At 71.4% G+C, this 13,631-nt stretch carries 14 protein-coding genes and 1 pseudogene; 12 read left to right on the top strand and 3 right to left on the bottom strand.

Features of this window, described 5'->3' with window-relative positions:
* The first annotated feature begins 124 nt into the window (after positions 1–124).
* The 6 genes from QBL25_RS00330 (at position 125) to QBL25_RS00305 (ending at position 4,852) form a co-directional block, all read left to right on the top strand.
* Positions 125–784 (top strand): TetR/AcrR family transcriptional regulator, encoded by a 660-nt coding sequence (locus QBL25_RS00330; protein WP_409062499.1) that lies wholly within the window; start codon positions 125–127, stop codon positions 782–784.
* A 9-nt stretch (positions 785–793) separates the two neighbouring features.
* Positions 794–1,339 carry an HXXEE domain-containing protein gene (locus QBL25_RS00325; protein WP_409054913.1) on the top strand — a complete coding sequence of 182 codons (546 nt, stop codon included), beginning with the start codon at positions 794–796 and terminating at the stop codon, positions 1,337–1,339.
* A 557-nt stretch (positions 1,340–1,896) separates the two neighbouring features.
* Positions 1,897–2,688, top strand: coding sequence for a GAF domain-containing protein (locus tag QBL25_RS00320; protein WP_409054912.1), 792 nt, complete (start codon positions 1,897–1,899; stop codon positions 2,686–2,688).
* Between the two features lie 77 nt (positions 2,689–2,765).
* Positions 2,766–2,948, top strand: a complete 183-nt coding sequence (locus tag QBL25_RS00315) for a hypothetical protein (RefSeq protein WP_409054911.1) — start codon at positions 2,766–2,768, stop codon at positions 2,946–2,948.
* Positions 2,949–3,232: 284 nt separating this feature from the next.
* A complete protein-coding gene (locus QBL25_RS00310) occupies positions 3,233–3,760 on the top strand; it encodes a hypothetical protein (RefSeq protein ID WP_409054910.1) in 528 nt (175 codons plus the stop codon).
* Between the two features lie 3 nt (positions 3,761–3,763).
* Positions 3,764–4,852: a hypothetical protein gene (locus QBL25_RS00305; protein ID WP_409054909.1), complete on the top strand. Its 1,089-nt coding sequence runs from the start codon at positions 3,764–3,766 to the stop codon at positions 4,850–4,852.
* Between the two features lie 365 nt (positions 4,853–5,217).
* Here the strand turns inward: QBL25_RS00305 and QBL25_RS00300 are convergent, their stop codons facing one another.
* Together QBL25_RS00300 and QBL25_RS00295 are read right to left on the bottom strand one after the other, a co-directional pair.
* A complete protein-coding gene (locus tag QBL25_RS00300; RefSeq protein ID WP_409054908.1) occupies positions 5,218–7,671 on the bottom strand; it encodes a GTPase-associated protein 1-related protein in 2,454 nt (817 codons plus the stop codon).
* A gap of 177 nt (positions 7,672–7,848) precedes the next feature.
* Positions 7,849–8,016 (bottom strand): helix-turn-helix domain-containing protein, encoded by a 168-nt coding sequence (locus QBL25_RS00295; RefSeq protein WP_409054907.1) that lies wholly within the window; start codon positions 8,014–8,016, stop codon positions 7,849–7,851.
* Between the two features lie 829 nt (positions 8,017–8,845).
* On the opposite strand from QBL25_RS00295, the pseudogene QBL25_RS00290 reads away from it, so the two are divergent.
* Positions 8,846–8,962: pseudogene (locus QBL25_RS00290) on the top strand (IS5/IS1182 family transposase); the annotation flags it as partial.
* Between the two features lie 169 nt (positions 8,963–9,131).
* Complete coding sequence (locus QBL25_RS00285) at positions 9,132–9,440, top strand: putative quinol monooxygenase (protein ID WP_409054906.1); 309 nt, start codon at positions 9,132–9,134, stop codon at positions 9,438–9,440.
* Positions 9,441–9,785: 345 nt separating this feature from the next.
* On the opposite strand, the gene QBL25_RS00280 is transcribed toward QBL25_RS00285, so the two are convergent.
* The gene (locus tag QBL25_RS00280) at positions 9,786–10,184 is read right to left on the bottom strand and encodes a DUF6896 domain-containing protein (protein WP_409054905.1); all 399 of its coding nucleotides are present in this window, start codon (positions 10,182–10,184) and stop codon (positions 9,786–9,788) included.
* 447 nt (positions 10,185–10,631) lie between these two features.
* Here QBL25_RS00280 and QBL25_RS00275 point away from each other — a divergent pair, with 447 nt between their 5' ends.
* From QBL25_RS00275 to QBL25_RS00260, 4 genes are all read left to right on the top strand, one after another.
* The gene (locus QBL25_RS00275) at positions 10,632–11,045 is read left to right on the top strand and encodes a GlcG/HbpS family heme-binding protein (RefSeq protein ID WP_409054904.1); all 414 of its coding nucleotides are present in this window, start codon (positions 10,632–10,634) and stop codon (positions 11,043–11,045) included.
* Between the two features lie 20 nt (positions 11,046–11,065).
* Positions 11,066–11,539, top strand: a complete 474-nt coding sequence (locus QBL25_RS00270; protein ID WP_409054903.1) for a hypothetical protein — start codon at positions 11,066–11,068, stop codon at positions 11,537–11,539.
* 59 nt (positions 11,540–11,598) lie between these two features.
* On the top strand, positions 11,599–12,156 hold the full coding sequence (locus QBL25_RS00265) for a type 1 glutamine amidotransferase domain-containing protein (RefSeq protein WP_409054902.1): 558 nt from the start codon (positions 11,599–11,601) through the stop codon (positions 12,154–12,156).
* Positions 12,157–12,828: 672 nt separating this feature from the next.
* On the top strand, positions 12,829–13,551 hold the full coding sequence (locus QBL25_RS00260; protein WP_409054901.1) for a dienelactone hydrolase family protein: 723 nt from the start codon (positions 12,829–12,831) through the stop codon (positions 13,549–13,551).
* The last annotated feature ends 80 nt before the right edge of the window (positions 13,552–13,631 follow it).

The following is a 13,631-nucleotide window of genomic DNA, read 5'->3' as shown; positions in this document are numbered from 1 at the left end:
CGTGGTTCTACAGTAGAACGCCGTTCGATGTGACGCAAGCTGTGATTGGATATGAGTCATGACGCCCCCGCGCACCCGCCCCGCCGATGGACCCTCGCGAGGGCGCAAGCGCGCTTCGCACTCCATGGAGGCCGTCCTCGCCGCGGCCGTGGCCCTGCTCGACGAGGCCGGCGGGCCGGCGCTGACCTTCCGCGCCCTGGCCGCCCGGCTCGGCACCGGCGTCGGCACCATCTACTGGTACGTCTCGAACAAGGACGAGCTGCTCGACCGCGCCACCGACCACGCGATCGGGGGAGTCCTGGCCGTCGTCGAGGCGCAGCCCGCCAGCGACGACCCGATCGCCGACCTGCGCGCGATGGCCGTGGCGCTGTTCGACGCCATCGTGGACCGGCCGTGGCTGGCCGCGTACTTCATGCGCAACACCGATATCCAGGGCAACTCGCTGCGGCTGTACGAGAAGCTCGGTCAGCAGACGCTGCGGCTCGACCTCACCCCGCGCCAGCGCTTCCACGCCGTGTCGGCGATCGCGGGCGTCGTCGTCGGCACGGCAGCCGACCTGGGCATGGAGATCCCGCAGGAGCTGCTCGACGGCGAGGCGGACCGCGACGGGCACCTCGGCCGCTTCGCCGAGGCGTGGCGCGCGCTCGACGCCGAGGACTTCCCGTTCGTGCACGAGATCGCCGACGAGTTTGCCGGGCACGACGACCGGGACCAGTTCCTCGCCGCCCTGGACCTGAGCCTGGCGGGCCTGCGTCTTCAGGCGGGCGTCGAGTCCCTCAAGTAGCCTACGGGCATGGGGAATTCAGCGACCGATGAAAAGGTGACCGCCGCCGTCACGCTCGGCCTGTTCGCCGCCTGGGCGCTGCACGACACCGAAGAGGTGCTCACCGCCCCGCGCTGGATCAAGCAGCGCGTACCGCAGTTGCGTGAGCGGTGGCCCGAACTGCCCGAGCGGCTCTGGCGGGTGATGGAGGGCATCGACGAGCGCGAGTTCCGGGCCGCCGTCGGCGTCATGGCGGGCATCGTCGCCGCCGGCGCGATCGCGGGGCAGGTAAGCGGCGGGCGCAGCGCGGTGTACCAGGCGATGCTGAACGCGTTCGGGCTGCACGGGCTCATCCACCTCGGCCAAGCCCTCGCCGTACGGGGCTACACCCCCGGCGTCGCGACCTCACCGACGCTGGTCGTGCCCTTCACCCTGTGGGCGCGCGGACGCCTCAAGCGGGCCGGGGTGCTGCGGCCGGCGCGGCCCCGCGACGCCGTCGTCGGCATCGCGTGGGCCGCCGCGGCGACGGCCGTCGCGCACGGGGTGTCACGGCACGCCGTCGGGCCGCGTTCCTGATCGCCGCCCGGCCGCCGGACGGGACTGTGCGGACCTGACCCGAGGGGCCTTCCCTGGACAGCGCATGCAACCAGCGCCATGCGGAACCTCTCACCCGCGGACTCGGCGGCACCGGCCTTGAGGGCCGTCCACCCAGCTTCCCGGCCCATGGCGGGGGAGAGGAGTGCATGCCGCACGGCGCGGGCGTGAGCGGGCCGTGGCGGCTTGGCCTGCTGCAAGCCAGAGCAGTCTTCTGCACGGGTCCCGGTAGGTGCGCCTTCCTCGTCCGCCGGTTTCAGGTGGCCGTCGACGGCCCACGGTGATGTCCCACTCCCGGTAGCCGCGCGTGCGGGTTTCCTGCGGCGTGCATGGTGCAGGGGCGCGGCCGCGGTGCGCAAGGCGTGCGTCAACAATTCCACGCCCCCTCTTTCACGCCTTTGCATCCATGTAGCTTCACTCGTTCTGACGACCTGCGACCTTGCCGCAGGCATTTTCTCCGACATACTGCTGGCTTCATCTTCCGATGAATGACAGGGCATTGTTTGCGGTGACGGGGCGGCATGCCCCGCGGGGGTTTCATGGTGAAGAAGATATGGGCCACGCTGAGGGCGATCGCTTTCGTTCTCCTGCCGGTCGTCTCGCCGGGTCTGACGTTCTTCTGCGGAAGTCAACTCGCCTCCTCGCACGGGGCGATGAGGTGGCTGTTCATCGCTCTCGGCGTGCTCTTCGCGATCATGGCGCCCTGGACGACCCGCCTGACCCAGACGCGTGATCGCCGCAACGCCGTGATCAAGAATGAGGCGGTCATTTCCGCGGTCGCCAACCAAATGGGCACGCTGGCGACCGAGCCCGAAAACCGGGAGGCCACCCTCGCCACCATCCACAACCGGCTGACCGACTGCGCTGCCCAGCACGCCGGAAGCAAGGCGCGGGCCGGGTTCTTCGCCCTGCGCAACAAGAAGCAGCTGCGGCTGGTCTCCCACTACAACCGTGACACCAAGCCCAGTCAGCTGGACCGCAGAGACGAAGAACGGCTCGTCAACGCCATGAACGGAAAAGAGATCGTCTACACCAAAGACACGTTGAACGCCGACGGAAACCTGAACGTCAGCCTCGGCGACTCCTACAGATCGGCTATTGCCGCACCCGTGTATGCCGGAAACGAAGCACAGGGAGTCTTGTTGATCGACGCGCCGGATCCCAGTCGGCTGACGAAAAAGCATGTGCGCGAGTCCTACATTCGCGCCATCACACATCTGCTGGGCACCGCGCATGCCATGGGGGAAAGCGACAACGGAAGGGTTGTGCCCCGCCAGCCGGGCCGCGGACAGAACGGTAAGGCTACCCCAACTCCGGGTAAGGAGGAGTGAGATGCACGAACTGGCCCGACATCAAACGGAGCGGCCTAGCGTGCTGAATGGCTGGCACATTGTTCCGGGGGGACGGCATGCCTGAACGCGAAACAGAGATCATCGAGGCAGGGCGCGCCTGGATGGCGGGCAAGGTGCCCGGCGACGAGTACTTCTCCAAGGTGGTCGCCTCCACGGCCGCCACTCCTGGCGCAGGGTTGGCGACCGCGCTGCGAACCCTGGTCACGACGGTCGCGAACTGGTGGCGCAAGGGTCCGTGACCAGCCCACCCGGGGACGTCGTCACGCGCATGCGGGGGCGGCCAGGCTCATCATCCGGAGTGGGGGCCGCCTGGCGAGTACCACCGCTCCGCTCCGGTGGGCTGGCGCCGGCGTGCTCAAGGCGGCCAGGCGGGAAGCCGACAGCGCGGGAAGCCCAGACGCAGGCCCGCACCATCTGCGGTGTCACAGAGTGCCCGATGCCGTTGCTGGCATGGGAACGCATGCGCTTAGATCCGTAAGGCGCGTGGGGTGGTGCGGGATGAAGCCGGCAGGCGGGAGCGACGATGGCGGCCAAAGGCGATCCGGAGTCCGGTGACGAGACGACGCAGTCCGGCGAGACGGTCAACATCGGCTCGCACACCGGCGGATGGGCGATCGGCGACCACTCGACGTCCGTCACCTCGTACCGGTCGGGAGCCTCAAGTCAGACCGAGATCGAACAGCTGCTCCGCGCGGCCCACGAGCTGCGGGCCGATCTCGCGCGTCTCGCGGCCGGCGAGCACACCGCGCGGCTCGATGAGGAGCTGGCAGAGGCCGTGCGGGAGCTCGAGAGGACAGGCCATGCCGACGTGGCCCGCTGGGCCCGGCTGCGCATCATCCTGGCGGAGTCTGCCGCCACCGGAGCGCTGGCTTCGGCCATGGCGCTCGATCACGTGATCCGCGTGGTCTTGGACGGTCCCGGAGCCTCCACCCCCTACATCCAACCGGCCAGCCCGGCCTCCAGCGGCACCCCCCGACCCGCGCCTGATCCCTCGGGCCATACCTCTCCGGGCCCCAGTACCGGCTCCGACGACGACGAGTGGCCCGAGTAGCGCATGGGCGATATCGCCAAGGGCGCGCTGGGCGGGGCCTGGACCCTGATGGTGGGCTGGATCCTGCCCACCGCGCTCAATCTCGCCGTCCTGCTCGTCGCCGTCGCCCCCAGCCTGCGGGGCGTTGGCGTCCTGGACCAGCTGCAGCCACAGACCCGCGTGGGTACTGGCGTGCTGCTGACCACCGGAGCCCTGCTGCTGGGGCTGGTCGCCTATGCCTGCCAGAACCTCCTGTACCGGCTCCTGGAGGGCTACCTGCTGTGGCCCGCCCCCCTGTACGCCGCCGGCTGCAAACGCAGCCGCCGCACCAAAGCCCGCCTCACCGACCGCCTGACCGTGCTGCGCCTTGAGCGCCGGCGCAGCGAGCAAGGCGCCCTCTCCGCCGAAGCCGCAGACCAACTGGCCCGGCTGTGCGCGCAGCCCTACCTCGCCCGCCGGGTCCCGCGCGACCGGCGCCGTACCGCCGCCCAACGCGCCCTCCTCCGCGAGCAGCTGGCGCGCTACCCCATCGCGGACGACGAGATGGCCCCCACCCGGCTGGGCAACGCGATCCGCCGTTTCGAGGAATATGGCTGGGACCGCTATCGCCTGGACACCCAGGTGCTGTGGAACGAACTCACCGGCTGCCTTCCCGACCAGGTACGCCGCCAAGTCGAACTCGCCCGCACCAGCGTGGACTTCTTCATCACCCTGCTCTACGGCCACCTCGCGGTCATCGCCCTGGCAGCCATCGCGCTGACCTCCTCCGAACGGGCCGACCGGCCGTTGCTGCTCAGCACCATCACGGTCTTGGCCCTGCTCGTCCCCGCCTGGTACCGCTCGGCGGTCTCCAGCACCGACGAGTGGGCCGCCGCGGTCCGCGCCATGGTCAACATCGGGCGCAAGCCCCTCGCCCAAGCGCTCGGACTTCTGCTCCCCGACACCATCGACGCCGAGCGCAAGATGTGGACGATGGTCTCCCGGCTCTCCCGCATCCCCTACCACGAGAGGGCCGCGGCACTGGACGTCTACCGTGCGGGCGAGACCGGATGGCCCGACGGGATGACGCTGCCCGGCCCCGCGACCCCTCCGGGCGCCCCCGGAAGTCCGTAAACCTCGATGGCCTGCCGCACCGCCAGCCGCTGTGCCGCCCGACGAACCCGCCCAGGATCGGCGCGCCGATCAGCGTTCCGGCCCGCGAGGCGAGGACCCTGAGGGCGCCCTGCGGTCAGCGGCACGGGCCCAGCATCAAGCCGCGCGGCTCTGGGAGGGGCCGCTGGAGAATGTGCTGAGCGGGGCCGCCGTCGCCGGTGTCGAGGTCGGTCGTCGTCCGTTGCCGGTCGATGACGAGTTGACCGGCACCGGCCCCTTCACCACCAACGCACGGACGAAAGGGGCAGGTTGAGCGGGCTGACCAGCGATCGCATCCGCGCCGCCGCAGGCAAGCTCGGCCTGCCGCGCCGCGCCGGTCCCCGTACTCAGCCGCGCCGCACCCGGCCCGCGAGCCGCCGGCTCAGCCGGCCCAGCGTGCCGCGCTCCTGGCGGTGCCAGGCGCGGAAGGCCTCGGCCCGGCCGCTGCTGCCCGACCGCCCGACCGCCTCCTCGACCGCCGTCACCCGGTCGGCCGTCAGCCCGCGCACCACCGGCCGCAGCACCTCCTCCAAAAGTCCGGCGGCGGCCTCGCCCCACACCCGGCCCGCGTGCGGATGGGCCGTCCAGAGCGTGAAGCAGTCGGCCGCGTAGCCGGGGACGGCGGCCAGCCGGGCTCGGACGCCGTCGTCGCGCGCCGCCCGCGCGTAGGCGCCGATCAGCTCCTCGTCCCCGCTGTGCACCAGCGCGTACAGCTCCTCGTCGGGCCGCTCCGGCGCCAGCAGTCGCCCGGCCACCGCGTCGCAGGCCTGGCCCAGCACACCCGCCTCCACCGGCTCCGCCTGCGCGCGCAACTCCCGTACGCGCTCCGCCCACGCCGGCTCCGCCGCACCCGAGCGCACCTCGCGGGCGAACGCCAGGAGTTGGAGGGCCGAGCGCACCCGCCCTCCGGTCTCCCGCGGAAAGCCGCGCAGCAGTTCGTGGGCCAGCTCCGGCGCCTCCGCGTCCGCCGCCCCGGCCTCCAGCGCGGCGGCCACCAGCCGCGGCCAGGTCCCGGCCGCCCGGTGCGCGTCGGAGGTCGCCGCCTCCAGCAGCAGCCGGGCCTCGGCGGGCGTGGGCGCCTCCGCGCCCCACACCAGGCCCACGGCCGTCCGCAGCACCAGCGGCTCCCCGAACGGGGAGACCCCGCCGGCCCGCACAATCCGCTGGAGGGCCGCCACCCGGTCGTCGCCGCAGCCGGACCGGGCCTCCGGCGCCCCCGCGCACATCCGCAGATGCGCCAGCGCCTGGCTGCCGGTGAACGGCAGCGGCACCCGGGCCAGCAGCCCCTCCACCGCCGCCGGGTCGTGCGGCGCGATCCGGTCGAGCGCGCCGAGCAGGGCGGTCCGCACGTCGAACTGCTCGTCCATCAGCTCCAGCAGCGCCGCCGCCCAGCCCGGCGCGCCCTGCGCCGCGGCCCCGCCCGGCAGCAGCGCGGGCGCCAGCCGGTCCACGACCCCGGGCAGCAGCGCGGCGCAGTCGACCTCGAGCAGCCGGGCCACCCGCAGCAGTTGCACCGTACGGGACACGTCCAGGCCGAGCCCGGTGCCGCCCAGTTCCGTCCGGATCTCCGGCCCCAGGACCTCGGCGACGGCCGCGCCCTCGGGGCCGCTGAACGCGGTACGGCCGGGCAGCTCCAGCGAGCCGTTGCCGCCGCGCACCGCCTCGGTCACCAGCATCGCGGCGAGCGGGGCCGTGGCGGTCGCGGGGGAGCGGCCATCCAGCGCGGCGAACAGCCGTCCGGCGGCGTCGAACTCGGGCCCGGAGCGGTCGTCCACGCCGGGCGCGGTGAGCGCCTCGACCAGCTGCTGGGTGCGCTTCCCGTCCAGCGCGTACGGCCGCTGCGCCGCCCAGTCGGCCGCCGCCGCGCGCTCCTGGGTGCCCAGCGCGATGCCCGCGCACAGCGCGGTCACCGCCAGCGGGCCCGCCGCGAACGGCTCGCCGGGCAGCGCAGCCGCCTCCCCGAACAGCTCCGGCGCCCGGCCGCGCCAGACGCGGGCCGCCGTCTGCGCCCAGACGTCGCCCACCGGCCCCTCCGGGCGCCGGCCGCCGCACACATGCACGCACAGCCCGGAGTCCGCCAGCTCGGCGGCGTCCTCGGGGAGCACACCCACCACCCGCTGCGCGGCCTCGCGCGGGCGGCGGGTGTACGTGGTGAAGGTCAGGCCCTCGGCGAGCCCATCCGGCAGGGCGTAACCGGCGAGGGCGAGCCAGCGTGCGACATCGGCACTGTGGCGTTCGACGAGCACGACCCGCTCCGGGGCCCCGGGCCCGTGGAGCCGGCGCAGGTCGGCCAGCACACCGGCGAGCCAGGGGCCGCGCGAAACGGCGAAGTCGTTGAGGGCCTCGCGCTCGCGGGCCTCGTGCCCGATCGCGGCGGGCGGCGCGGCCAGCGGGTCGGGCAGCGGGCGGGCGGGGACGACGGCGGCCCAGCGGCCGGAGCGGCAGGCGGTGAGCGGCAGCATGCCGCCGGGGAGTTGGGTGCCGGCGGGCAGGTGGACGGCGTGCGCGTGGAAGCCCACGGCGGACGAGCGGGCGCAGCGGACGGCGACGGTCCGGGCCAGCAGCCGGCTGCCGTCGGACAGCACGCTGAAGCTGAGCGCCTGGGGCAGGCCGCGCAGATCGGCGTCGGTGAGGTGGTCCGGGATACCGCGCGGCGGCTCGTACGCGAGGAGCGATCCGGCCTCGGTCAGCACGGACCCGGGTATGGAGGGGTCCACGGCCGCGAACCGGGCGGCCGTGCCGCCGTCCTCGCCGGTTTTGTCCCCGTCCGCCGAGGTGTAGTGCAACTGTGCGAGGCTCATGCGTCGGCTCTCTTCGTCCCTGCCTGAAGATCCCCTGCCACCCGCACCCGCCCGCGCGGGGGCGACGGCCTCCCGGCAGAGCGGCGACCCCGGCGGGGAGTGCTCCGCAGTCGCTGGGGCGACGCTATCAAGGACCGGACGCACGAGAGGGTGAAGGCCGCTCACCCCCCGGCGGGCTCAGATCCAGCCGCGCTCCCGCGCCCGGACCCCCGCCTGGAACCGCGTGCCGGCATCCAGTGTGCGCATCAAAGCCGCCACCCGCCGCGTCGCCGTACGGACGCTGACCCCCAACTGCCGGGCGATCGCCTGGTCCTTGAAGCCGGCGTGCAGCAGACGCACGAGCACCAACTCCTCCTCGCTGGGCCCTCCTGCACCTGGGCCACCTGAGGGGCCAGCAGGGGTTCGGCGCGTTCCCAGTACGCCTCGAACAGCTCCATCAGCCCATCCAGCAGGCCCGACGGATGCACGAGCACGATGGATTCCTTGCTGCCACCGGTCAGCGGCACCATCGCCACCCTGCGGTCCACGATCCGCGCCTTGAACGGGAGATGACGCAGCAGCCGCGACTTCTCGCCGAGCGCAGCGAGCCGCACAAGCGTCTCCATCCGGCCGGGCGGATCGATCGACTCCAGGCAGTACACGCCCCGGATGTCCACACCGCCCGGTACACGTTCTCGTCGAACGCGCTCACCCCCACGGCTTCCAGCACCGCCAGCCCCTCCTTGCCACGCGAGAGGACAGCGCAGAAGGCCCCTGCCCGGTGCGGGCCGACCGGTCCGGCACGTGCGGAGCACGCGTGCCGCCCCCACACGCGTGCTCCGCACGTGCCGGCTACACGAACCGCGCGGTGTCGCCCGGGACCTCGCCCGCGCCGGACACCGCCGACGTTCCCGCGGCGGTCGACCCGGTGCTCGCCCCATCCGACCGTCTGCGCCGGGCGAGGCTCTGCACGCTGTCCGGCTCGACGCCGACGCCGGGTGGGTCACCGGTCAGGTCGGCGCCGGCCCGCGGAGCCGCCGACGTTCCTCTGTGACGAACCGGGCCCGCAGCTGGCACGGGGCAGACCGCGAATGCCCGAGGCAGAGCAACGATTCGCTGAGCGACCACAGTTCACCCGACACGAACCACGGCCGCCACTGACGCTTCGTCACATCCAGCGCAGCGAGCCGGCACGTCCGGCTACCACCGTCTCAGACCTCGCTGCGAGCCCAACCCCGACAAGTACCTGGCATTCCTCGGACTCGCCGCCGCGCTGTGCTGTGACAAACGGCTCGTCCGCCGCGCCACGTAGGACGCGGTCCAAAGAAAGCTCCACGCAAGGCCCCTAAAGACGTAAAGAGTGACAAAGTGGGCAATATGAGGCATCGGTGCGGTCGTGCAGGAGACCCGTTCGACGCCAACCGGTCACGGCAGTGCCCGGCCGCCACTAGGGGCGACCGGGCACCTGAAAGGAGTCCCTCATGGCTAACGCCATCAACGTCGCGCTACACGTACAGGTCGAGGCCCAGCCAGGCAAGGAGGAAGAGGTAGCCACCTTTCTCCGCGAGGGCCTTGCCATCGTGCAAGAGGAGCCCGGCACCGTCGCCTGGTTCGCCGTACGCCTGAGCCCGTCCACCTTCGCCATCTTCGACGCCTTCCCCCACGACGACGCACGCCAGGCCCACCTCGCCGGCCGCCTGGGCAGTGCCCTGATGGAACGAGCCGGTGAACTGTTCGCCCAGCCTCCTTCCGTCGAGCAACTCGACGTCCTTGCCCACAAACTCCCCTGAAGACCAAACCGCCTTGTCCACGCCGGTCGCGTCGAACCTGTCCCGGCCGGCGCCCAAATCACCAGACCGGCGATCGATCGGGCCGGCACGAGCACCTGCCTCCTTCGCGGAGCCGCTCCCCGCGGCGAGGAAGCTCCTGCTGGCAGCATGAAGCGTTGACCTGACGTCAAGGTCATCGCCGTTCCGCCCCGACATCCAGATCGCCGGCCGATCAGACACAGCGCCGCACGACGAACTGCCTGCCGCGAACTTGGCAGGCAGTGAACTTGGCATGCCGTGAACCGCCATACCCATAGCTGCTCGCAGCCTCATATGACTCCGCCGGCTGCGGACATCCTGAAGCGATCAGCTGACTACGCTGAACCACCCCGGCCGCACTTCGGCCAGCAGCTGCAGGGACCGCACGGCGGACCGCAGGTCCTCCTCCGTGACGTCAAGGGGCTCCGGCAGGCTCAGCCCATACTGGCGCAGTCGCCAGAGATCGAAGACTTCGCTCCCGTCGGCTGCGAAGTCCACATCGACCTCAGTGCCGTTGCCACCGACGAATCGGCATCCCGCTCCGTGAACCGTGTAGGAGTAGGTACCCAGGTGCCCACTCCGGCTGATCCGGCGCGAACGGGCCAGGCCAAGTACATCTGCCAGGCGCTCAAGCGAGGGGATCGCCCCCCTCATGGCCTCGTCGATCGCGTTCAGAGCGTGGACGTAACCGAGCACGAGGTCTCGCGCAGCCCCAACCCGTTCCATACGGTGTCATCCCCCTGAGCCCGTGGCTGAAGAAACTGTTCCACGGGCCGCCGGCGACTCCGCAGGACGACATTCTGCAACGATCGGTCAGCGGGCGTTCTGAGGAGGTACTGCTGGTGCACCGACGGCTCGACGGCGGACGCCACCAGGTAGCCGATCTGGCCGCCGACAGGCCGCAGCGGGAAGGCCCACCACCAGGCCGCCTCCGGGCGCGGCGGTCGGGCCGTCCGGCCAGGTCGGTGAACCGAGCACGGGGCACCCGGTCGACCGTGGTGGTCGCCCCCTGCCCGTTTCGCAGCCACGGGTGCTTGGGTCGGTCCTCGGGTGGGCCCGCCGTGCGCAGCGGAGCACGCGAGGTTCGGTCTGGCAGGTGGAGGCGCGCGGGGTCGAAGTGGACCACGCTGTGGGTACACAACCGCGTACCCACGGCAGAAATGGGACCTTGCCATGACCATCAAGACGGAGTCCGTGTCCCTGGAGGACGCCCGGCGAGTCGTCGCCGCGGGGGAGGCCAAGGCCGACGAGATCGGCTCGCCGAGCAACATCGCTGTCGTCGACGTCGGCGGCAATCTCGTCGCACACATCCGGATGGACGAGGCCTGGATCGGGAGCGTCGACATCTCCATCAGCAAGGCCTTCACGTCCCGGGCCTTCGACATCAGCACCGCCGACCTGGCCGCCAACGCGGGCCCCGGTGAGCAGTTCTTCGGGATCAACACATCCAACAACGGACGCGTCATGATCTTCGCGGGCGGTGTCCCGCTGCGGCACGGCGGCCGGATCGTCGGCGCCGTGGGCGTCAGCGGCGGCAGCGGTGAGCAGGACCAGACCGTGGCCGAGGCTGCGGCGACGGCCTTCTGAAGACTGGCCCGCGCCAGGCCGTGGTCAGCGCAGCCGCAGCGCGGCCGCTCGTTGGAATCTTTCTCGTCCACCAAGAACAAACCGGGCTGGATCGCTACCAGGTCCGCATCCGCGACGCCTGGTACCGGTACATCATTCCTGCCGGTGCTTGCCGCCGCTCTCCTCGCCATCACCGCCCACCGGCAACGGATACGGTGAAAAACGCGAGGGAAAGAGGCGCCACGACCGCCGGCAAACGCCGGATTCCGATATCCCGCCACGACATCGCCAACGGCGACGCGGCGCCGGACTTGGCAACTTTGGGCGGCCTGCTGGCCATCCGTCAGCACACCTCCTTCAAGCGGCAGCCGTGCGGACTGATCGGGCAGACCAAGGCCAAGCTGCCCCGCCTCGTCTGCCAAGAGCTGTCGCTGGACCGAGCCCCGGCTGACCGGCACTTCGGCCACTGCGCGGACGGTTGGACCAAGGTCCTCCGCCACCTCGACGGCAGCTGAGCGGCGACAGCGCGGACCCGAACCGGCTCCCCGCCGACAACCGGAAGGAACCACGCATCATGACCAACGAACTGCACGGCACGAAGGTCGCCATCTTGGCCACGGACGGCGTCGAGCGCGTCGAGCTCGAAGAGCCTCTCGGCGCACTGCTGGGCGCTGGAGCGCAGGCCGAGCTCCTCTCCCTCCATACCGGCGAGATCAACGCCCGCCAGATGGACATCGACCCGGCCGGAACCTTCACCGTGGACAAGAAGGTCGCAGACGCCCGCGTGGGTGACTACGACGCGCTCCTGCTTCCCGGCGGCACCATGAACCCCGACCAGCTACGCACCGACCCCGACGCCGTCGCCTTCGTGAGGCAGTTCGTGGAGACCGGGAAGCCCGTTGCCACCATCTGCCACGGACCTTGGATACTGGCGGAGGCTGACGTGCTGCGCGGTCGCCGCCTCACCTCTTGGCCCAGCATTCGTACCGACCTGCGCAACGCCGGCGCCGAGGTCGTCGACGAGGAGGTCGTCATCGACCGCCAGCTGATCTCCAGCCGCAGCCCGCAGGACCTCCCCGCCTTCTGTAAGGCGATCGTCGAACGCTTCGCCGCCGCAGTGCAACCCTCCTGATCGGGAGACGCGTCCTGTCCGCCCTCGCCGACGCCACGAAGAACGGCACCGACATCAGCGTCACCGCGATCGCGCGCCGCGCGGGTACCGACCGCACCTTCCTCTCCCGCCACCGCGACCTCCTCACTCAGATCCACGCCCAGGCCGCCGACCCCGCACTGTCGCCGCCGGTCACGGCCCGGCCGTCAACCGGGCCTCGCTCATGGCCGACCTTGCGCCCGCCGACGCCCGCCCTCACTACACAGGTCCGTCGCCTCGAAGCACGACTGAGCGAAGTACTCGGTGACCAGGCCTGGAGCGAGCCCGGTGTCGGCGGACCCGACCACACCGAACAGCTCAACGCTCGGATCACGCCCCTCGAACAGCAGCTGATCGACCTGGAGCTCAAGCTCCAACAACGGGACGCCGCCCTGGCCGCTGCCCGCGCGGCCAAGCGGGAACTCAGGTTCACCTCAACCGCCTCGCCGACCGCTTACCCAACCCGCCCGGGCACGCGCACGCACCCGCAACACCCCGGTCCCGGTCTCTCAGCGGCCGGGAACCGGGTTGTCGGGAACGGGGCCTGTGACGGATCTTGTGAGCCATCACCCCATTTCAGAGACATACCCGCGCTGTTCTGCCGGCGGTGAACACCGGCCGAACCGAGCTCGACAATCACTACGGTCCCGTCTCATGACGATGACGACGCACACGGTCGAGTACCAGGCCGACGGACTGACGATGATCGGGCACCTCGCCGTCCCGGCCGGTGTCGATCGCCGACCCGCGGTGCTGGTCGGACCCGAGGGCATGGGGCTCAGTGACGTCGAGCGCCGGCGGGCCGATGCTCTTGCCGAACTGGGATATATAGCGCTGGCCTTCGACCTTCACGGCGGGCGCTACCTGGGTGACCCCGAGGAGATGCTGGCCCGTTGCCTGCCCCTGCTCGCTGATCCCGGACGGATGCGGGGCATCGGCCACGCGGCACTCGACGTGCTGCACGCCGAACCGCGGACCGACCCCGACCGGATCGCCGCCATCGGCTACGGCACCGGGGGCGCCATCGCGCTGGAACTCGGACGCGACGGCGTCAACCTGAAGGCGATCGGGACAGTCAACGCAACTACCACGGGCCGACCGGGCGAGGCGGCGCGCATCCGCTGCCCGGTGTGGGCCGGGGTCGGATCGGACGACCCGATCATGCCGCCCGCGCAACGGGACGCGTTCAGCGCCGAGATGCAGGCCGCAGGCGTCGACTGGCGCCTCGTGGTCTACGGCGGCGCCTTGCACGCCTTCCACCACCCACCGGTCGACCACCCCGTGGTCCCCGGCGTCGGCTACCACCCACGACACGCGCAGCGAGCCTGGCACGACGTCGTCGCCCTGCTCGCCGAGTGCCTTCCCGTAACGGAATGATCTGGTCGGCATCGTCGCGATTCCGGACCGCGAACAGGCCGGTCGAGCGCCACCGCTCCGGCTTGGGGCCGGCGCTCCCT

Origin of the sequence: Streptomyces sp. SYP-A7185 (assembly GCF_046103685.1) — a bacterium.
In the GTDB taxonomy this organism is placed as follows: Bacteria; Actinomycetota; Actinomycetes; order Streptomycetales; family Streptomycetaceae; genus Streptomyces.
This window is presented reverse-complemented; position numbering and strand designations above follow the sequence as displayed.

Excerpts from the sequence above, each read along its gene's own strand:
- QBL25_RS00330 (WP_409062499.1), top strand. The coding sequence starts at position 125 with ATGGAGGCCGTCCTCGCCGCGGCCGTGGCCCTGCTCGACGAGGCCGGC.
- QBL25_RS00325 (WP_409054913.1), top strand. The coding sequence starts at position 794 with ATGGGGAATTCAGCGACCGATGAAAAGGTGACCGCCGCCGTCACGCTC.
- QBL25_RS00320 (WP_409054912.1), top strand. The coding sequence starts at position 1,897 with ATGGTGAAGAAGATATGGGCCACGCTGAGGGCGATCGCTTTCGTTCTC.
- QBL25_RS00315 (WP_409054911.1), top strand. The coding sequence starts at position 2,766 with ATGCCTGAACGCGAAACAGAGATCATCGAGGCAGGGCGCGCCTGGATG.
- QBL25_RS00310 (WP_409054910.1), top strand. The coding sequence starts at position 3,233 with ATGGCGGCCAAAGGCGATCCGGAGTCCGGTGACGAGACGACGCAGTCC.
- QBL25_RS00305 (WP_409054909.1), top strand. The coding sequence starts at position 3,764 with ATGGGCGATATCGCCAAGGGCGCGCTGGGCGGGGCCTGGACCCTGATG.
- QBL25_RS00300 (WP_409054908.1), bottom strand. The coding sequence starts at position 7,671 with ATGAGCCTCGCACAGTTGCACTACACCTCGGCGGACGGGGACAAAACC.
- QBL25_RS00285 (WP_409054906.1), top strand. The coding sequence starts at position 9,132 with ATGGCTAACGCCATCAACGTCGCGCTACACGTACAGGTCGAGGCCCAG.
- QBL25_RS00280 (WP_409054905.1), bottom strand. The coding sequence starts at position 10,184 with ATGGAACGGGTTGGGGCTGCGCGAGACCTCGTGCTCGGTTACGTCCAC.
- QBL25_RS00275 (WP_409054904.1), top strand. The coding sequence starts at position 10,632 with ATGACCATCAAGACGGAGTCCGTGTCCCTGGAGGACGCCCGGCGAGTC.
- QBL25_RS00265 (WP_409054902.1), top strand. The coding sequence starts at position 11,599 with ATGACCAACGAACTGCACGGCACGAAGGTCGCCATCTTGGCCACGGAC.
- QBL25_RS00260 (WP_409054901.1), top strand. The coding sequence starts at position 12,829 with ATGACGATGACGACGCACACGGTCGAGTACCAGGCCGACGGACTGACG.